This is a genomic window from Curtobacterium sp. MCLR17_036 (assembly GCF_003234445.2).
Taxonomy (GTDB): Bacteria; Actinomycetota; Actinomycetes; order Actinomycetales; family Microbacteriaceae; genus Curtobacterium.
Map to the genome: position 1 here is coordinate 248,873 of NZ_CP126269.1, position 17,336 is coordinate 266,208.

The window sequence follows — 17,336 nt, forward strand, 5'->3', positions numbered from 1 at the left end:
GCGTCGCGGTACGCTCGACCACCATGCGGAAGGGGTCGTGAGCGGATGCTGCTGCCGACCGACCTGACGGGGACGTGGGACCTCCGCCGGACCGTGCACGACCGGCTCGCGGGGGCTCGCGGCACCGTCACCGGCACCACGACGCTGACGCTCGTCGGACCCGACGAGGTGCGGTGGGACGAGACCGGGGTGATGGTCTTCGCCGGGCGCACGGCACCGGTCTCGCGGACCCTCGTGGTCCGCCGGGGCAGCGAGGACGCCGCCCCGGATGCCGGCCCCGGTGCCGGGCCCGGGGCCGCCCCCGGCCCCGCCGGCTGGACCGTGCACTTCGCCGACGGGCGGGTGTTCCACGACTGGGTCTGGGGCACGAGCGTCGCCCACGCCTGCGCCCCGGACGACTACACCGGTGCCTTCGCGGGCGACCGGGACCGCTGGACCGTCCGGTGGCAGGCGCGCGGCCCGGCGAAGGACTACCGGCTGGACAGCGTGCTCACCCGAGCGTGACCCCGAGCCCGAGCCCGAGCCCGAGCCCGAGCCCGAGCCCGAGCGCGAGCCCGAGCGCGAGCCCCGCGCCGGACCCCGAGCCCGAGCGTGACCCCGAGCCCCGCGCCGGACCCCGAGCCACCACACTGGGTGCATGGCACGATCACCACGCACCGGCGGCACCGGCGGCACCGACGCCCCGCGCATCACCCTGACCGAACCCGCGGACCTGCAGGACCGGGCGCCCGGCCCCGGTGACGTGTTGAGCGGGGACCGGATCGAGGGCAAGCGCATCGACGTGCTCGACCTGTCCGGCGAGCGGTTGCCCGACCTGGAGATCGAGGAGTGCGTCGTCGACACGCTCCGCGCCGGGGACGCCGACCTGCGCGGCCTGCGGATCCACGACTCGCTCGTCGACACCCTCGACGCGCCCGTGCTCCGCGCGTCGAGCAGTTCCTGGCGCGAGGTCCGGGTCTCCGGCGGCCGGGTCGGCTCGGCGGAGCTGTACGACACGGGGCTGAACGGGGTCGAGTTCGTCGGGGTGAAGTTCGGCTTCGTGAACCTGCGCGGCTCGACGCTCACCGACGTCGTGTTCCGCGACTGCGTCGTCGACGAGCTCGACATCGCCGACGCGAAGCTGCTGCGGGTCTCGTTCGAGGGCAGCAGCATCCGCGACGCCGAGGGGTCGAACGCCCGGATCGAGCACGTGGACCTGCGCGGTGCCGACCTCGACCGGGTGGAGCGGCTCGAGGGCTTCCGCGGTGCGACGATCGGCACCGACCAGCTGTACACGCTCGCCCCGCTCCTGGCGGCGCAGGCGGGCTACCGCGTCGACTGAGCCGCGGCAGCGGTCGCCAGCGCCGCGGCCAGGTCGGCCTGCACGAGGTCGCCGTGCACCGCTGCGCCGGTCTGGGTGCCGGCGGCGGCCGAGGCGATCAGCGTCGCCATCGGGGTCGTCACGTTGCCGGCCGCGTACACGCCCCGCACCGGGGTCTGCCCCACGGCGTCGACGGTCAGCGCCGTCGCGTACGAGAAGTCGCCCATGAACTGCTCGGAGGCCGTCAGGCCGAGGCCGGACAGGAACGCCACCCGCGCCTCGGGCCGGCTGGCCGTGGCGAGCGCGTCGAGCGCGACGACGGAACCGTCCCCGAGGCGCACCCCGGTCAGACGCTCGCCCTCGGAGAGCACCTCGGCGACCGGGCCGTCCACCACGTCGACGCCACGGGCGGCCAGGCCGGCCCTGGCGGTCCCGTCCAGGAGCGCAGGATCGGTCACGAACGCGGTCACCCGGTCGCTCAGCGCCCGGAACATCTGCACGTGGTGCGCTCCGGTCGGCGTCGTGACCAAGACCCCGATGCGCTGGTCGCGGATTTCCCACCCGTGGCAGAACGGGCAGTGCACGACGCCGCGCCCCCACTGTTCCGCGAGCCCGGGGACCTGCGGCAGGACGTCGACGGCGCCGGAGGCGACGACCAGCCTGCGGGCGGTGACGGTCGCGCCGGAGTCGAGCGTGACCGAGAAGCCGACCGGGTCGGCGCCGGCGAGGGTCGTGGCGGACGCGGCCACGATCCTCCCGGCCGTGACCTGGACGCCGTAGGCGGCGACCTCGTCCCGCCCGAGGCGGCCGAGCTCCGCGGGGGCGACGCCCTCGCGGCCGAGGTAGTTGTGGGCGCCGGCCGCCGGGGCGTTGCGGGGCTCGCCGGAGTCGACCACGAGCACGGACCGGCGGGAGCGTCCGAGGACGAGGGCGGCGGAGAGGCCGGCGGCCGCGCCGCCGATGACGATGACGTCGTACTGATCAGGCATGGGTCGATCATCGGCGCCGGGTCCGTGCGGCGGCAACGTCTGTTGCCGGTGTGGCAACATGGCGGCATGGAGCACCGTCAGCAGGACCGGACGACCACGCGCACGACGACCGAGGTCGTCGACGGGGTGGGGCCCCGGCTCCGCGCGTTGCGCGCGCACCGCGCCGTGACGCTCGCCGCGCTGTCGGAGCAGACCGGCATCTCGGTGAGCACCCTGTCGCGGCTCGAGGCCGGGCAGCGGCGACCGACGCTCGAGCTGCTGCTGCCGCTCGCCCGGGCGTACCAGGTGCCGCTCGACGACCTGGTCGGCGCTCCGCCGACCGGCGATCCCCGCGTGCACATGAAGCCCGAGGTGATCGGTGGCCGCGTCGTCGTGCCCCTGACCCGTCGGACCGGCGGCGTGCGGTCGTACAAGCAGCTGTTCCAGCCGCACTCGCCCGGCGGTGAGCCGTCGCTCAAGACGCACGAGGGCTACGAGTGGATCTACGTGCTGTCGGGTCGCCTGCGGCTGTTGCTCGGCGAGCAGGACATCGACCTCGGGCCCGGTGAGGTCGTCGAGTTCGACACCCACACGCCGCACTGGGTCGGCAACGTCACCGACGCCGTCACCGAGGTGCTCTGCCTGTTCGGGCCGCAGGGCGAGCGGGCGCACGTGCGCTCCCGCCCGACCCGTGAGCGGACGCCGACGCCCTAGAACACGTGCGCCGTGACGTCCTCGAGCAGGTCGGTCGTCTCGATGTTCGACTGCTGGATGTGGATGCCGATGTCACCCCGGGTGAAGTACGTGTCGCCGTCGGTGACGGGGTACTGCTCGTTCTCCGACACCTTCTGGCACAGCAACCCCTCGGCCTCGTTGCCGCAGTCGTAGCCCTTCGCCGTGAGCGCCTGCAGCTCGTCGCTCGCGGTGGCCGAGTCGACGACGTCCACCGCGATCGACAGGTACGAGATGTCGGCCTGCGGTTCCCGCCACACGCAGTAGAGCCGCTTGCCGTCGGGCTGCAGCACCGGGGTGAAGGCGCTCTTCGGGATCGCGATCGGGTCACCGACCACGGACGGGTCGTTCAGCGGCGCCTTCGCGAACGAGTCGTCCCACCTGCCCGGCGTGACGAGGTCGGTGCAGCTGTCCGGCACCGAGCCGCCGTCGAAGTCGACGCCGGGGACCTGCGTGATCGTCGAGGTCGGGCGGGGGGTGCTGCTGCCGCCCGACGTCGGGGCGGCGGTGCCGGTGCCCGGGGTGGTCGCTGCGGCGCCGGCCGGGTCCGTCCCGCCGTCGGCGGCGCACCCGGCGAGCGCGAGGCCCGCCGCGAGCAGTGCCGTGACGGTGAGCGTCGTGCGTGTGGTCCGCGTCGTGTCGCGCATGGTTCCCCTCGTCCGGTCACGTCCGGTCGTGACCATCGCTCACGACGGTACCGATCCGATCCGATCCTGGGCCGGCCGGGCCGGTGGCGCCTGCCCGGTGGTGTGTCAGGGGCGGCGCCAGGCACGGCGCCCCCGCCACGCGGAGCGCACGCGCCGTGCCCACCGGCGGACCGGGTTCGCCCGTCGGCCGTTCACGTGGAACGTGTGGAAGGCGCGGCGCGTCCGCAGCAGGGCGGACGGGAGGCCCGAGAACGGTCGTGCGGACACCCCCACCGTCAGCGCGTGGTCGGCCACCACCCGCCAGGCCGGGTCGAGCTGCATGCTCAGGTCGACGTCGTCGTGGACCTCGGCGTCCTCGCGGTGCGCGCGGGACCGCACGGCCCGCCAGGTCCAGCGGCGCAGCGCCATCGCCGACCCGAACAACGGCGGACGGCCGAGCGCGGCCCACATGAGCGTGAAGTACGGCCGCATGTAGACCGCGTCCCAGAGCCGGACGACGAGCGGACTGCCGTCGTGCGGACGCCCCGGCCCGGTCACCGCGACCACGGCGGGGTCGGCGAGCAGCCGGAGCGCGTCGGCGATCCAGGTGGCCGGCGGGACGGAGTCGGCGTCCAGCCGGACGAGCACGTCACCCGTCGCCCGGTCGTAGCCGCGTGCCGACGCCCGGGCGATGCCGCGGACGGGTTCGGAGACCACGACGGCCCCGGCGGCGGACGCCACCGACGCGCTCTCGTCGGTGCTGCCGTTGTCGACCACCACGATCTCGTCAGCAGGGACGGTCTGCAGCGCGAGGGCGTCGAGGCACCGGCGCAGGTGCGCGGCGTCGTCGCGCACGGGGATGACGACCGAGACGCTGGGCATCCCACCATCCTGTCGAGCGGTCGCTGTGCGGGCGGTCGGGCCGCGTTCCGTGGCGTTCCTGCGTGCATGCCCAGAGGCGAGCGCGCACGTTCGGTCACGACACGCCGCCGGTGCACGCCGACGACGACCACAACCGGAAGGCCGACCATGACCACGAACCCACCCGGGAACGACTCCGGGACCCCGATCCACGACCGCACCGCAGCCGCCGAAGGGCACGAGGTCGCGCCCGGCGTGACCGTGCCGTCCTGGGCGAGCGACACGCCCGCTGCGCGACCCGCGGACCCGTCGACGCCGCTGACGTACGACCCGTACGGCGAGGACGCCACCGAGGTGCCGTTCGACGCCCCGCTCGACGCGATCCCCGCCGACGAGCAGCTGCCGGCCACGCCGACCGCCGCGAGCGGCGCCGTCGGCACCGGCGGCACGTCGGGGCACGACGCCGGCAGCGGCTCCGGCAAGGCCGACGCGGCGAAGAGTGCCGCGCAGGACGTCGCCGGCGACGCGAAGGAGAAGGCCGCCGACGTGGCCGGCACCGTCAAGGAGCAGGCGTCGAACGTCGCCTCGGAGGCGACCGACCACGCCAAGCAGCTGTACGCGCAGGCGAGCAGCACGCTCAAGGACCAGGCCGCCGACCAGCAGCAGCGCGCTGCCGGTGGGCTCCGCAGCCTCGGTGAGCAGCTCGGGCGCATGGCCGAGAACGACGACGAGCAGGGCGTCGCCTCGAAGGTCGTCCGCGACCTCTCGGGCCGCGCGAACTCCGTCGCCGGGTTCCTCGAGGACCGCGACCCGGGCTCGCTGCTCGACGAGGTGAAGACCTTCGCCGCCAAGCGACCCGGCACCTTCATCGCGATCGCCGCGGGCGCCGGCCTGCTGGCCGGCCGTCTGGCCAAGGCGCTCGCGACCGAGGCGAAGCACGAGAAGGAGGCCGGCGACGGCACCACCGGGCCGGGGGGCACCGCATGAGCCACTCCGCCCCCGGCGCGACACCCCTCGGGGAACCGACCCCCGAGGAGCGTGCCGCGACCACGCCGCTCGGGTCGCTGCTGTCCGACGTGTCCCGCGACCTCTCCACGCTGTTCCGGCAGGAGGTCGCGCTCGCCAAGGCCGAGCTGACCGACTCCGCGAAGAAGGCGGGCAAGGCGGGCGGCATGTTCGGCGGCGCCGGCCTGACCGCCCTGTTCGCCCTGCTGTTCCTGTCCATCGCCGCGTGGTGGGGACTCGGACACCTGGTCGGCAACGCCTGGTCCGCCCTGATCATCGCGGTGGTCTACGCGATCGTCGCCGCCGTCCTCGCCCTCCGTGGGCGCAAGGAGATCAAGGAGATCCGGGGCGTCCCGCAGACGGTCGAGACCGTCAAGGAAGTCCCCGACACCCTCAAGCCCACCACCGGGAGGAAGCCATGAGCACCCCAGACGAGATCCGCGCCGACATCGAGCGCACCCGCGGCGAACTCGGCTCCGACGTCGACGCCCTCGCCGACAAGGTCAGCCCGTCGTCCATCGCCCACCGCCAGACGGAGAAGGTCAAGGGCCGGTTCCAGGACGTCCGCGAGTCCGTGATGGGCGCGGCCCACTCGGCCCGCTCGAGCGCCTCCGGATCCGCCACGGGCGCCTCCGACCAGGCGAAGGACGTCGCGCACAAGGGCGTCGAGAAGGCGAAGGGCAACCCCTTGGCCGTCGGCCTCATCGCGTTCGGCGCCGGCTGGCTCGTGTCGTCGCTCCTGCCGACGACGGACAAGGAGGAAGCCCTCGCCGGTGACCTCAAGGAGAAGGCGGCACCGCTCGTCGACGACGTCAAGGAGCAGGCGAAGGACGTCGGGTCGCAGCTCGGCGACGCGGCGAAGGAGCACGCGCAGGACCTCAAGGGGACCGCGCAGGACGCCGCGCAGACCGTCAAGGGCGAGGCGCAGGGTGCCGCGTCCGACGTGCAGGACCACGCGCAGGGGGCTGCGGACGACGTCCGCAACAGCTGACGCGACGAGGAGACGGACGGGAGGCCCGTGGCGACCCAGCCACGGGCCTCCCGTCCGTCGCGCGGTAGCGTTCCGGCATGGACCCGATCGACGAGCTCGCCGCGGAGCTCCGGCAGTCCGTCGGTCGCCTCGTGCGCGCCGCGCGGCGGGAGGCCGACGCCCTGCCGGCGGCGCACACCGCGACGCTCGGGCTCCTGCTGCGCGAGGGGCCGCTGACGATCGCGGAGCTCGCCCGGTTCCGCGGGGTGAAGCACCAGGGCCAGTCGCGCACCGTCGGGGAGCTGGCGGCCCGCGGGCACGTCGAACGCGCCGTCTCGGACGCCGACCGGCGGGTCTCGGTCATCCGCCTCTCCGACGGGGGGCGTGCGGTGCTGCAGCAGGAGATGGAGGCCCGTGCCGACTGGTTGGCCGGGGCCATCCGGGCCGAGACCGACGACGAGGAACGTGCCCTGCTGGCCCGCCTGCCCGAGCTGTTCGAGCGGCTGGCGCGCCGGGCCGACTGAGCGGACCCGCAGGTCGACCCCGTGCAACAAGTACAACACTGTTGTACAGTTGGCCGCATGGAGCTGACGAAGTACACCCACGCCACGGTCGTCCTCGAACGGGACGGCGTCACCCTCGTCATCGATCCGGGCGTCTTCACGCCCGAGGCCGCCGACCTCGTCCGCGCGGCCGCGGGCGTGCTCGTCACACACGACCACCCCGACCACCTCGACCTCGACGCCCTGCGCGCGGGGCTGGCGGCGAACGCGGAGCTCGTGGTCCGCGGACCGCAGACCGTCGTCGAGCAGCTCGGGGAGCACCACGGCCGCGTCGTCGCGGTGCACGCCGGGGACACGATCGCCGTCGGGCCGTTCTCCGTGCGGGTCTTCGGCGAGCAGCACGCGGTCATCCACCCCGACATCCCCTCGACCGCCAACGTCGGCTACCTGGTCGACGACGCCGTCTTCCACCCCGGTGACGCGTACCTGCAGCCCGGCGTGCCCGTGCCCACCCTGCTCGTACCGACGAGCGGGCCGTGGACGAACACGGCCGAGGCAGTCGACTACGTCCGCGCCGTCGCCCCCGAGCGGGCCGTGCAGATCCACGAGGCGATGCTGAGCGACCTCGGCCAGCAGTCGACCACGCGGTTCCTCGGCCCGGACGGTCTCGGGCCGGTACCGGTCCGCATCCTGCCCGTGGGGGAGACGATCACCGTCTGACGGGCCGCCGGCCGCCCCTGTGAGGCGATCCGGGCCTCCCGAGCAGCATGGACGGATGGCCGACGCACCCACGACAGCAGTCCTCTTCGACATCGACGGCACCCTCGCCGACTCGAACTACGCGCACATCGACGCGTGGTGGCGAGCGTTCCTGGCGGCGGGGGAGTCCGTCGACGCCTGGCGGATCCACCGCGCGATCGGGATGGACTCGGCGAAGCTGCTCGAGACGCTGCTGCCGGACGCGTCCCAGCAGACCCGCGACACCGCGAAGCAGTTCCACACGGCGTACTACGCCGAGCAGATGCCACGGCTCCGGCTGTTGCCGGGTGCGCGCGAACTGCTGCAGGCCGTCGCCGAGGCCGGGCACGCCGTGGTCCTGGCGACCAGTGCGCCCGAGCACGAACTCGCCCGCCTGCGCGAACTGCTCGACGCGGGTGAGTGGGTCACCGCCGAGACCAGCTCCGAGGACGTCGAGCAGGCGAAGCCGGACCCCGGCATCATCCGGGTCGCGCTCGACAAGGCCGGGGTCTCCGCCGACGACGCCGTGATGGTCGGGGACGCCATGTGGGACGTCGAGTCCGCCGGCAAGGTGGGGGTACGGTGCGTCGGCGTGATGACCGGCGGCATCGGCGGTGACGAGCTCCGCGGTGCCGGAGCGGCCGAGGTGTGCGACGACGCGGCGGCGGTGCTCGCGGCGTTCCGCGCCGGCGAGGGCCCGATCGCGGCACTCGGTCAGCGCGCCTGACGGGCGGTGCCGGTCGCGCCCGCGGGCGGTGCCGGTCGCGCCTGCCGGGCGGCGCTGGTCGCGCCCGTCGGGCGCCTCGGTTTCCGCGCCGTCGGTCGCTCGTGCCAGGATCGACGTTCGTGATCACGATCGAACGCGTGTCCTGGGACGACCCCCGCAGCGTGGAACTCCGCGCCCGGATGGACGACGAGATGCACGAGCGCTACGGCTCGTCGAACGCCGGTGAGGACCCGGCCGTCACCGCCGAGCGGAGCCGTGCGCTGAGCGTCGACCCGTCGACCGTCGTCACGTCGATCCTGGCCGTGGACGAGTCCGGTGAGCCGGTCGGGCACATCGCCGTCCGGCGTCTGGGTGACGAGGTCGAACTGAAGCGCCTCATCGTGCTGGCGGCTGCGCGGGGCAAGGGTGCCGCGACGGCGCTGCTCGACGAGTGCGAGCGGGTCGGTCGCGAGCTCGGCGCCCCGCGGCTCATCCTGCAGACGGGTGACAAGCAGCCGGACGCCGTCGCGCTGTACCGCAAGACGGGTTGGCACCAGATCGAAGTCTACGAGCCCTACGCGGCGACCATGCCGTGGTCGTTCTGCTTCGAGAAGGCGCTGTAGGGCACGAACTCCACATTGCACTCTCAGCAACAGAGTGCAATTCTTGCTCGGTGAGCACCACCGAACGTACCCACGCGCTGCGCCGACGCATGATCGTCGAAGCGCGTCGGGCGACCGTCGAGCACGGGCTGCACGGGTTCACGATCGAGCAGCTCTGCCAGACCGTCGGGGTGTCGCGTCGCACGTTCTTCAACCACTTCGCGTCGAAGGACGACGCCGTGCTCGGCATCGAGATCAACGCCGACGTCGAGGCGATCGAGGCCTACGCCGCCGGCGGGATCGTCCCCGGCGACCTCGACCCGCTCGACTCGATCGTCGCGCTCGCGGTCGACCAGCTGCGACGCGTCGGCATCGACCGCGCGGACGAGGTCCTCGTCCGCGGCGTCTTCGAACGGGAGCCCGCGCTCGTCGCGCGGTTCCTGTCCGCCACCGACGTGCAGCTCGGCCGCATCACCGCGGCGGTCCGCACCCGGTTCGGCTGGGACGACCCGGCCGACCGCCGCGCGCGCCTGGTGACCGAGGCGGCCGCGGCGCTCGCGAAGGTGACGGCGGAGACGTACTTCGACGACGCCTTCGACGAGACCACCGGGCCGACGTTCGACGCACTGCTCACCGAGAACCTCCGCCTCATGAGGGCGGCCATCACGACCGGACAGGACCACACCGCATGAGCGCCACCGCGCCGGGCACGACCAAGCGTGCCCGCCCAGGCACCGACGGGCCGCTGCTCCTCACGCAGCGCCGGATCTGGATCATCTTCTCCGCACTCATCGCGGGGATGCTGCTCTCCAGCCTCGACCAGACCATCGTCTCGACGGCGATGCCCACCATCGTCGGCGAGCTCGGCGGCGTCGCCCACCAGGCCTGGCTGACCACCGGGTACCTGCTCGCCTCCACCATCGTGATGCCCGTCTACGGCAAGTTCGGCGACGTCCTCGGTCGCCGCAACCTGTTCCTCATCGCCATCGCGCTGTTCACCATCGCGTCGGCCGGGTGTGCGTTCGCCACGGACTTCACGCAGCTCGTCGTGTTCCGCGCGATGCAGGGCCTCGGCGGCGGCGGGCTGATGATCCTGTCGCAGGCGATCATCGCGGACATCGTGCCCGCCTCGCAGCGCGGCAAGTACCTCGGCCCGCTCGGCGCGATCTTCGGCCTGTCCGCGATCGGTGGCCCGCTGCTCGGTGGGTTCTTCGTCGACCACCTCACCTGGAACTGGGCGTTCTACATCAACATCCCGGTCGGCATCGCGGCGTTCTTCGTCGCCTGGTTCGCGCTGACCCTGCCGAACAAGAAGGCGACGAAGCGCATCGACGTGCTCGGCGTGCTCTTCATGTCCGCCGCCACCACCTGCCTGGTCTTCTTCTCGGAGTTCGGCGGCAGCCGGGACCACGGCTGGGACGCCCCCGAGACCTGGGCCTGGTTCGCCGGCCTCGTCGTGTCGGCGGCGCTCCTCGTGCTCGTCGAGTCGCGGGTGGAGGACCCGGTCCTGCCGCTGTCGTTCTTCCGCAACCGCACCTTCCTGCTCGCCACCGGCATCGGCCTGGTGCTCGGCATCGGCATGTTCGCCGCGATCGGCTTCGTCCCGACGTTCCTGCAGATGGCGTCGGGCACCTCGGCCGCGGTCTCCGGCCTGCTGATGCTGCCGATGATGGCCGGACTCATCGGCACCTCGATCGCGTCCGGTGTCCTCATCACGAAGACCGGCCGCTACCGGATGTTCCCGATCGTCGGCACGGTCCTGGTCGCGATGGCCATGCTCGCGATGACCCAGCTCGCCGCGGACACCCCGATCTGGCTCATCTGCGCGTACCTGTTCGTCTTCGGCGCCGGCCTCGGCCTGATCATGCAGGTGGTCGTGCTCGTCGCGCAGAACGCCGTGCCCGCGTCGCAGGTCGGCACCGCGACGTCGACGAACAACTACTTCCGCGAGGTCGGTGCCTCGCTCGGCACCGCCGTCTTCGGCGCGCTCTTCACGGCGCGGCTCACGACGTCGCTCACCGACGTGTTCCGCGGTGCCGGCGGCTCCGCCACCGACGCGGCGTCGTCGGCGGGCAGCATCGACCCGGCGACCGTCGCGAAGCTGCCCGAGGCGGTGCAGGACGGCATCGTGAACGCCTACGCCGACTCGCTGGCCCCGGTGTTCTGGTACCTGCTGCCGTTCATCGCCGTGGCGTTCCTGCTCGCCCTGTTCCTGCCGCAGATCAAGTTGTCCGACACGGCCGGCATGGTCGCCCGCGGCGAGGCCGTCGGCGGCGACGAGGCCGACGAGCTCGAGCGCGCCCAGCGTGCCGCCCGGTCCGAGCAGGCGCAGCCGGTCGAGCCCGCGGACCGCGCGCAGCAGTAGGCCGGGCCGGGCCGGTCCGGGCCGGGCCGGGCCGGTCTCGCGAAAGCGACAGTCCGCCGCGGAACGTTCGCGGTGAACTGTCTCTTTCGCGAGGTGGTCGTGGCCACCTTCGGACGGGAGGCACGGTGCCAGCTGGCGCCGTGCCTCCCGTCCGTCAGTGGATGGGTACGCAGGCCCGCCCGTCCGCGAAAGCGACACTTCGCCGCGGATTGTTCGCGGCGGACTGTCGCTCTCGCGATGGGAACCATCGCGCTACGGCGAGGAGTGTCGCTTCCGCGGAGGAGACCCTCCCGCTGGCCTGCTGGGTGGTGGGGCCGCAGGCTCGAAGGTTGCGAGGTTGCGGGTCCGCGAAAGCGACACTTCGCCGCGGAACATCCGCGGCAAACTGTCGCTTCCGCGATGGGGACCAGTCCGCTGCGGCGAGGTGTGTCGCTCTCCCGGCCCGGCCCGGCCCGGACAGGACCGGACCGGCCCGTGCGCTGCATGACCGCGCCCGCCCGGCGCGGACCGCCTACGCCCCCGTGCTCGCGCGGCGGACCAGGCGCGTCGGCAGCGCTGCGGGCTCGGCGGCCGTGCCGTCGAGCGTCGCGAGGAGCCGGACCGCCGCCGCACGGCCGAGGTCGGCACCGGGCAGCGCCACGCTCGTCAGGGCCGGGGCGGTGACCGAAGACGACGGCAGGTCGTCGAAGCCGGCGACCGCCAGGGCCCCGGGGACGGCGATGCCGAGCGAGCCGGCGACCCGCAGCACCCCGTAGGCGAGGGTGTCGGCCGCCGCGACGACCGCGGTGACGTCGTCGTCCTGCCAGGCCTCGATGACGTGCTCGGTCGCCGCGGCTGCTGCGTCCACGGTGAGGTCGGCGCGGGCGGTGACCTCGGAGACGGCGATGCCGGCGTCGGTGCAGGCCTGCTCGAACAGGTCGCGGCGGACGCCGAACGTCGTCGCGCGCGAGGTGCCGTCGAGGTAGCCGACCCGGCGGTGCCCCAGGGCGTGCAGGTGCGCGACGAGGTCGTGCACGCCGGTGGAGAGGTCGTAGTTGACGGCCTCGACACCACCGGGGGCGTCGAGCAGCACGACGGGGACGCTCGCCGTCATCGACTCCCCGGCGGCGGGGGCGTCGACCAGGATCCCGGCGGGTCGGAGCCGTTCGAAGCGGCGGACGTCGGCGGCGACGGGCTGTGCACCCGGCTCGGTGACGGAGAGCACGAGCTGGAACCGGTCGCCGAGGGTGTCGCGGACGCCGCGGATGACCTCGGCGAAGAACGGGTTCGACAGGTCGGGGGCGATGAGCACGACGAGGTCGCCGCTGCCTCGTGCCAGGGAGCTCGCGGCGTGGTCGACGACGTAGCCGAGTTCGTCGACGGCGTCGCGGACCCGCGTGGCGATGGGCGCCGAGACGCGTCCGCGGTCCTTGCCGTTCACCACGAGCGACACGGTGGCGATGCTCGTGCCCGCGCGCTCGGCCACCATCGCCGCGGTCACGCGACGGGCCGGGGCGGCGGAGTGGGGCACGTGCCGATGCTACCGAGGCAGCCTCGACGACTTGACGTCAAACGCTTGACGTGCTTCCATGTCAAACGCTTGACGCGCTGCGGTGCGACGCGCTGTCGCCCTGCGGATCCCCACCGCGCCGAGCACTCACCCCCTCGATTCCCCGAAGAAGTGGAGCGCCCCGCGTGCCTTCGAAGATCATCCTCGACTGCGACCCCGGCCACGACGACGCCGTCGCGATGCTGCTCGCGCACGGCAACCCGGACGTCGAGCTGCTCGCCGTCACCACGGTCGTCGGCAACCAGACCCTCGAGAAGGTCACCCGCAACGCCCTGGCGGTCGCCCGCATCGCCGGCATCACCGGGGTGCCCTTCGCCGCCGGTTCCGCGCGGCCGCTGCTGCGCGAGGTCGAGGTCGCGCCGGAGATCCACGGCGAGAGCGGCCTCGACGGCCCGGTGCTGCCGGAGCCGGCGTTCGGCCTCGACGAGCGGCACGCGGTCGACCTCATCATCGACACGGTCATGGCCCACGAGCCCGGCACCGTCACCATCGTGCCGACCGCCGGCCTGACGAACATCGCCCTCGCCGTCCGCAAGGAACCCCGCATCGTCGAGCGCGTCAAGCAGGTCGTGCTCATGGGCGGCGGGGTGCACGTCGGCAACTGGAGCCCCGTCGCCGAGTTCAACATCGTCATCGACCCCGAGGCCGCCGCCATCGTGTTCGAGGCCGGCTGGGACGTCGTCATGGTCGGCCTCGACCTGACCCACCAGGCGCTCGCCACCCCCGAGGTCGCTGCCCGCATCGCCGCCGTCGGCACCGGTCCCGCCGCGTTCGTCGGTGAGCTGCTCGACTTCTTCGGCCAGACGTACAAGGACGCGCAGGGCTTCGACGCCCCGCCGGTGCACGACCCCTGCGCCGTCGCGTACGTCATCGACCCGACGATCGTCCGTGCGGTGAAGGTGCCGATCCGCATCGAGACCCAGGGCGCGCTGACGCTCGGCATGACCGTCGCCGACTTCCGCGCGCCCGCGCCCGAGGGCTGCCGCACGAGCGCCGCCATGGAGCTCGACCACGGCCGCTTCTGGGACCTGGTCGTCGACGCTCTCGAGCGCATCGGCGAGACCCCCGACACCGGCTGGACGCCCCGCGCCGCCACCACCACGACGGAGATCTGAGCACCATGACCACCTCATCGACGACGAAGTCGATCGGCGCCCTCACCGCCGCGCTCCTCGCCGCGTGCATCGCGTTCCAGCTGAACGCGAGCATGCTCAGTCCGGCGCTCGTCACGATGGCGCGCGAGCTGCGGACCGACGACGCCACCATCGGGCTCTCGCAGACGCTGTACTTCACGCTGGCGGCGCTGTTCTCGCTGTTCCTGCCGCGGCTGTCCGACATCGTCGGCCGCAAGCGGGTCCTGCTCGGGATGCTCGCCGTGATGTTCGTCGGCAGCGTCGTCGCGGCGCTCGCGGTGAACGTGCCGATGCTGTTCGCCGGCCGGATCATCCAGGGCGTCACCGGTCCGGTCGTCCCGATCTGCCTGCTCGTCCTGCGCAACGAGATCAGCGACCCGAAGCGCTACGGCGCCGCACTCGGCCTGCTCACCGCGGTGAACGGTGGGATCGCCGGGGTGGACGCCCTGGCCGGCGGCTGGATCGCCACGAACTTCGGCTTCCGCGGGATCTTCTGGGTCATCGCGCTCGTCACCGTGATCGCGCTGGCACTCGTCGCCGTCTGGGGGGTCGAGTCGAAGCCGTCCGCCGGCACCCGGATGGACTGGATCGGGGTGGTGCCCCTCGTGGTGAGCGTCGGCGCGCTGCTCACCGCGTTCAACGAGGCCGGCAAGCTCGGTGCCGCGAACCCGGTGCTCGTGGTCGGCGGCATCGTCGTCGCCCTCGCCGCCTTCGCGGTCTTCTGGGCCGTCGAGTCGCGCGTTCGGGAGCCCCTGGTCGAGACCCGGTTCCTCAAGCGCCGTGCCACCTGGGCGCTGCTCGCGACGACGTTCCTGACCATGACCGGCGTCTTCGCCGTGGTCAACGGCCTGGTCACGTCGCTGGCGCAGAACGGCGACGCCGGCTTCGGCATGGAACCCGACCTGGCGTCGCTCGTGTTCCTCACCCCGTACGCGCTGGTCGGCTGGATCGTCGGTCCGTTCGCGGGACGCCTCGCACCGACCATCGGCTACCGGGCCGTGCTCCGCGTCGGCCTGATCGGCAGCATCGTCTCGACCGTCCTGATGGCGCTCGTGGGCGTGCACTCGCTGCCGGTCCTGGTGACCGCGACCGTCCTGATCGGCATCACGTACGCCGGCATCGCGAACATCATCCTGAACGGCCTCGGCATCGTGCTCTCGCCGGAGTCGAACCCCGGCTTCCTGCCCGGTCTGAACGCGGGTGCGTTCAACCTCGGCGCCGGGGTCAGCTTCGCCGTCCTGCCGGCACTGCAGATCGCGCTCGGGGTCGGCGGGTCCGCGGGCACCGCCGGGTACTCCGGTGGCATGCTGCTCGGGGCCGCGATCACGACGGTCGCACTCGCCGTCTCGTTCCTCATCCCCCGACCGGAGGGCGCCGAGACCACGTCCGCCGCCCCGCAGAAGGAGACCGTCCGGTGACCCAGACCATCGTGATCGTCGGATCGCTCAACGCGGACCTGGTGGTCCGGACCGAGCGCTTCCCCCGGCCCGGCGAGACCCTGCACGGGTCCGACCTGGCGATCCTGCCCGGCGGCAAGTCCGCCAACCAGGCGGTGGCTGCCGGGAGGCTCGGGGGCACGGTCCGCATGATCGGTGCGGTCGGTGACGACGGGAACGGTGCACTGCTCCGCGACTCCGTCGCGGCTGCGGGTGCGGACACCACGCACGTCGCCGTCCGGGAGGGCGTGGCCACCGGCACCGCCGTCATCACGGTCGACGGCGCCGGCGAGAACACCATCGTGATCTCCGCCGGCGCGAACGGCACGCTCTCGCCGGACGACGTGCCCGCCGACGCCTTCGACGACGCCGGCGTGCTCGGCCTCTGCCTCGAGGTCTCGGTCGACGTCGTCCTCGCGGCAGCCCGGGCCGCGCACGCCGCCGGCGTCACGGTGCTCACGAACCTGTCGCCCTTCGGCGCCGTCCCCGCCGAACTGCTCGAGCTGACCGACGTCCTGCTCGTCAACGAGCACGAGGCCGCCGAACTCGGCGAGCACGGCGTCGCGCGCTCCATCATCACCCGCGGCGGCGCGGGCTGCGTCGTGCACGACGGTGACGCCGCGCCGATGTCGATCGACGCCGTCCGGGTCGACCCGGTGGACACCACGGGCTGCGGCGACGCGTTCATGGGTGCGGTGGCGCTCCGCCTGGCCGCTGGGGACCCGCTGGTCGAGGCCGCGCGGTTCGCGGTCGGTGTCGGGGCGTACGCCGCGACGAAGGCGGGCGCGCAGGCCTCGTACCCGACCACCGCGGAACTGGAGTCGTTCCTGCGGGGCTGAACCGTGCCTCCTGGGCCGGGCCCGTCCGACGGGGCCACTACCGTGGTGCCATGCGCGTGGGAGTCCTCGACATCGGGTCCAACACCGGCCACCTGCTCGTGGTGGACGCCCACGGCGGCGCCGCGCCGCTGCCGGCGTCCTCGTTCAAGCAGCCGCTGCGGCTCGCCGAGCACCTGGACGCCGCCGGCGCGGTGACGTCCGAGGGGGTCGACGCGCTGACGGCCTTCGTGGCCGACGCCGTCCGCGTCGCCGAGGAGCGCGGGTGCGAGGACATGCTCGCGTTCGCCACCTCGGCCGTCCGGGACGCCGTCAACTCCGAGGCGGTCCTCGCCCACGTCGCCTCGTCGACGGGCGTCGAACTCGCGGTGCTGTCCGGCGGGGACGAAGCGCGCCTGACCTTCCTGGCCGTGCGCCGGTGGTTCGGCTGGTCCGCCGGGCGCCTGGCGGTCTTCGACATCGGCGGCGGCTCGCTCGAGATCGCCGGCGGAGCCGACGAGGCACCGGACGTCGCGTGGTCGATGCCCATCGGCGCCGCGCGGCTCGCACGCGCGTACTTCGCGGCGGGCACCCCGACCGAGGATGACGTCCGCCGGATCCGGCACGAGATCCGCGTCGAGATCGCCCGGGACGCCGGGCGCCTGCTCCGCTCGGGCAGGCCGGACCGTGCCGTCGCGACCTCGAAGACGTTCCGGTCGATCGCGCGGATCTGCGGCGCCGCGCCGTCCGCGGCGGGCCCGCTCGTGCCGCGTGTGCTCGACGGCGCCGTGCTGCGGCAGCGGCTGCCGGAGCTGCTCACGATGTCGGTGGACGAGCTCGCGACGCTGCCCGGGGTCTCCGCCAGCCGCGCGCACCAGGTGGTGCCCGGTGCCCTCGTCGCCGAGGCGTGCCTCGACATCTTCGACCTGCCGGCGCTCGAGATCTGCCCGTGGGCGCTCCGCGAGGGCGTCATCCTCGAGCGGCTCGACCAGCTCTCCGTCCTGGGCGGTTCCCAGAATTGACCATT

20 protein-coding genes are annotated in these 17,336 nt (G+C 73.2%); 16 read left to right on the top strand and 4 right to left on the bottom strand.

Annotation, left to right across the window (positions count from 1 at the left end):
* Positions 1-45 precede the first annotated feature (45 nt).
* Together DEI99_RS01250 and DEI99_RS01255 are read left to right on the top strand one after the other, a co-directional pair.
* Complete coding sequence (locus tag DEI99_RS01250; protein ID WP_111041681.1) at positions 46-504, top strand: DUF6314 family protein; 459 nt, start codon at positions 46-48, stop codon at positions 502-504.
* Positions 505-637: 133 nt separating this feature from the next.
* Positions 638-1,321 (top strand): pentapeptide repeat-containing protein, encoded by a 684-nt coding sequence (locus DEI99_RS01255; protein ID WP_111041680.1) that lies wholly within the window; start codon positions 638-640, stop codon positions 1,319-1,321.
* On the opposite strand, the gene DEI99_RS01260 is transcribed toward DEI99_RS01255, so the two are convergent.
* Positions 1,306-2,289, bottom strand: a complete 984-nt coding sequence (locus DEI99_RS01260; protein ID WP_111041679.1) for an NAD(P)/FAD-dependent oxidoreductase — start codon at positions 2,287-2,289, stop codon at positions 1,306-1,308. The genes DEI99_RS01255 and DEI99_RS01260 overlap by 16 nt on opposite strands.
* A 66-nt stretch (positions 2,290-2,355) precedes the next feature.
* Between DEI99_RS01260 and DEI99_RS01265 the strand changes: the two genes are divergently transcribed.
* Entirely contained in the window at positions 2,356-2,982 is a 627-nt protein-coding gene (locus DEI99_RS01265; RefSeq protein WP_111041678.1) for a helix-turn-helix domain-containing protein, read from the top strand.
* Here DEI99_RS01265 and DEI99_RS01270 read toward each other — a convergent pair.
* Positions 2,979-3,647, bottom strand: coding sequence for a hypothetical protein (locus DEI99_RS01270; RefSeq protein ID WP_181434426.1), 669 nt, complete (start codon positions 3,645-3,647; stop codon positions 2,979-2,981). The two genes, DEI99_RS01265 and DEI99_RS01270, sit on opposite strands and share 4 nt — an antisense overlap.
* A gap of 105 nt (positions 3,648-3,752) precedes the next feature.
* Positions 3,753-4,508, bottom strand: a complete 756-nt coding sequence (locus DEI99_RS01275; protein WP_111041676.1) for a glycosyltransferase family 2 protein — start codon at positions 4,506-4,508, stop codon at positions 3,753-3,755.
* Positions 4,509-4,655: 147 nt separating this feature from the next.
* Between DEI99_RS01275 and DEI99_RS01280 the strand changes: the two genes are divergently transcribed.
* From DEI99_RS01280 to DEI99_RS01320, 9 genes are all read left to right on the top strand, one after another.
* Positions 4,656-5,474 (top strand): hypothetical protein, encoded by an 819-nt coding sequence (locus tag DEI99_RS01280; RefSeq protein ID WP_111041675.1) that lies wholly within the window; start codon positions 4,656-4,658, stop codon positions 5,472-5,474.
* Positions 5,471-5,914 carry a phage holin family protein gene (locus tag DEI99_RS01285; RefSeq protein ID WP_071254181.1) on the top strand — a complete coding sequence of 148 codons (444 nt, stop codon included), beginning with the start codon at positions 5,471-5,473 and terminating at the stop codon, positions 5,912-5,914. Before DEI99_RS01280 ends, DEI99_RS01285 begins: the two co-directional genes overlap by 4 nt.
* A complete protein-coding gene (locus tag DEI99_RS01290; RefSeq protein WP_111041674.1) occupies positions 5,911-6,483 on the top strand; it encodes a DUF3618 domain-containing protein in 573 nt (190 codons plus the stop codon). Before DEI99_RS01285 ends, DEI99_RS01290 begins: the two co-directional genes overlap by 4 nt.
* Positions 6,484-6,560: 77 nt before the next feature.
* On the top strand, positions 6,561-6,986 hold the full coding sequence (locus DEI99_RS01295; RefSeq protein ID WP_111041673.1) for a MarR family winged helix-turn-helix transcriptional regulator: 426 nt from the start codon (positions 6,561-6,563) through the stop codon (positions 6,984-6,986).
* Between the two features lie 57 nt (positions 6,987-7,043).
* The gene (locus tag DEI99_RS01300) at positions 7,044-7,685 is read left to right on the top strand and encodes an MBL fold metallo-hydrolase (RefSeq protein WP_111041672.1); all 642 of its coding nucleotides are present in this window, start codon (positions 7,044-7,046) and stop codon (positions 7,683-7,685) included.
* A 55-nt stretch (positions 7,686-7,740) separates the two neighbouring features.
* Complete coding sequence (locus tag DEI99_RS01305; RefSeq protein ID WP_111041671.1) at positions 7,741-8,430, top strand: HAD family hydrolase; 690 nt, start codon at positions 7,741-7,743, stop codon at positions 8,428-8,430.
* A gap of 119 nt (positions 8,431-8,549) precedes the next feature.
* Positions 8,550-9,032: a GNAT family N-acetyltransferase gene (locus DEI99_RS01310; RefSeq protein WP_258369378.1), complete on the top strand. Its 483-nt coding sequence runs from the start codon at positions 8,550-8,552 to the stop codon at positions 9,030-9,032.
* A 50-nt stretch (positions 9,033-9,082) separates the two neighbouring features.
* Positions 9,083-9,703, top strand: coding sequence for a TetR/AcrR family transcriptional regulator (locus tag DEI99_RS01315; RefSeq protein ID WP_258369376.1), 621 nt, complete (start codon positions 9,083-9,085; stop codon positions 9,701-9,703).
* On the top strand, positions 9,700-11,376 hold the full coding sequence (locus DEI99_RS01320) for an MDR family MFS transporter (RefSeq protein WP_111041670.1): 1,677 nt from the start codon (positions 9,700-9,702) through the stop codon (positions 11,374-11,376). The genes DEI99_RS01315 and DEI99_RS01320 overlap by 4 nt, the downstream gene beginning before the upstream one ends.
* Positions 11,377-11,887: 511 nt before the next feature.
* Here the strand turns inward: DEI99_RS01320 and DEI99_RS01325 are convergent.
* Complete coding sequence (locus DEI99_RS01325; RefSeq protein ID WP_258369375.1) at positions 11,888-12,886, bottom strand: LacI family DNA-binding transcriptional regulator; 999 nt, start codon at positions 12,884-12,886, stop codon at positions 11,888-11,890.
* Positions 12,887-13,050: 164 nt separating this feature from the next.
* Between DEI99_RS01325 and uriH the strand changes: the two genes are divergently transcribed.
* The 4 genes from uriH to DEI99_RS01345 are packed head-to-tail and all read left to right on the top strand — an operon-like array spanning position 13,051 to position 17,331.
* Positions 13,051-14,040: a uridine-preferring nucleoside hydrolase UriH gene (uriH, locus tag DEI99_RS01330; protein WP_111041669.1), complete on the top strand. Its 990-nt coding sequence runs from the start codon at positions 13,051-13,053 to the stop codon at positions 14,038-14,040.
* Between the two features lie 5 nt (positions 14,041-14,045).
* Positions 14,046-15,476, top strand: a complete 1,431-nt coding sequence (uriT, locus tag DEI99_RS01335; protein WP_111041668.1) for a uridine transporter UriT — start codon at positions 14,046-14,048, stop codon at positions 15,474-15,476.
* Entirely contained in the window at positions 15,473-16,333 is an 861-nt protein-coding gene (locus DEI99_RS01340) for a ribokinase (RefSeq protein WP_111041667.1), read from the top strand. The genes uriT and DEI99_RS01340 overlap by 4 nt, the downstream gene beginning before the upstream one ends.
* Positions 16,334-16,383: 50 nt before the next feature.
* A complete protein-coding gene (locus tag DEI99_RS01345) occupies positions 16,384-17,331 on the top strand; it encodes a Ppx/GppA family phosphatase (protein ID WP_111041666.1) in 948 nt (315 codons plus the stop codon).
* The last annotated feature ends 5 nt before the right edge of the window (positions 17,332-17,336 follow it).

Excerpts from the sequence above, each read along its gene's own strand:
- DEI99_RS01250 (WP_111041681.1), top strand. The coding sequence starts at position 46 with ATGCTGCTGCCGACCGACCTGACGGGGACGTGGGACCTCCGCCGGACC.
- DEI99_RS01255 (WP_111041680.1), top strand. The coding sequence starts at position 638 with ATGGCACGATCACCACGCACCGGCGGCACCGGCGGCACCGACGCCCCG.
- DEI99_RS01260 (WP_111041679.1), bottom strand. The coding sequence starts at position 2,289 with ATGCCTGATCAGTACGACGTCATCGTCATCGGCGGCGCGGCCGCCGGC.
- DEI99_RS01265 (WP_111041678.1), top strand. The coding sequence starts at position 2,356 with ATGGAGCACCGTCAGCAGGACCGGACGACCACGCGCACGACGACCGAG.
- DEI99_RS01270 (WP_181434426.1), bottom strand. The coding sequence starts at position 3,647 with ATGCGCGACACGACGCGGACCACACGCACGACGCTCACCGTCACGGCA.
- DEI99_RS01275 (WP_111041676.1), bottom strand. The coding sequence starts at position 4,508 with ATGCCCAGCGTCTCGGTCGTCATCCCCGTGCGCGACGACGCCGCGCAC.
- DEI99_RS01280 (WP_111041675.1), top strand. The coding sequence starts at position 4,656 with ATGACCACGAACCCACCCGGGAACGACTCCGGGACCCCGATCCACGAC.
- DEI99_RS01285 (WP_071254181.1), top strand. The coding sequence starts at position 5,471 with ATGAGCCACTCCGCCCCCGGCGCGACACCCCTCGGGGAACCGACCCCC.
- DEI99_RS01290 (WP_111041674.1), top strand. The coding sequence starts at position 5,911 with ATGAGCACCCCAGACGAGATCCGCGCCGACATCGAGCGCACCCGCGGC.
- DEI99_RS01295 (WP_111041673.1), top strand. The coding sequence starts at position 6,561 with ATGGACCCGATCGACGAGCTCGCCGCGGAGCTCCGGCAGTCCGTCGGT.
- DEI99_RS01300 (WP_111041672.1), top strand. The coding sequence starts at position 7,044 with ATGGAGCTGACGAAGTACACCCACGCCACGGTCGTCCTCGAACGGGAC.
- DEI99_RS01305 (WP_111041671.1), top strand. The coding sequence starts at position 7,741 with ATGGCCGACGCACCCACGACAGCAGTCCTCTTCGACATCGACGGCACC.
- DEI99_RS01320 (WP_111041670.1), top strand. The coding sequence starts at position 9,700 with ATGAGCGCCACCGCGCCGGGCACGACCAAGCGTGCCCGCCCAGGCACC.
- uriT (WP_111041668.1), top strand. The coding sequence starts at position 14,046 with ATGACCACCTCATCGACGACGAAGTCGATCGGCGCCCTCACCGCCGCG.
- DEI99_RS01345 (WP_111041666.1), top strand. The coding sequence starts at position 16,384 with ATGCGCGTGGGAGTCCTCGACATCGGGTCCAACACCGGCCACCTGCTC.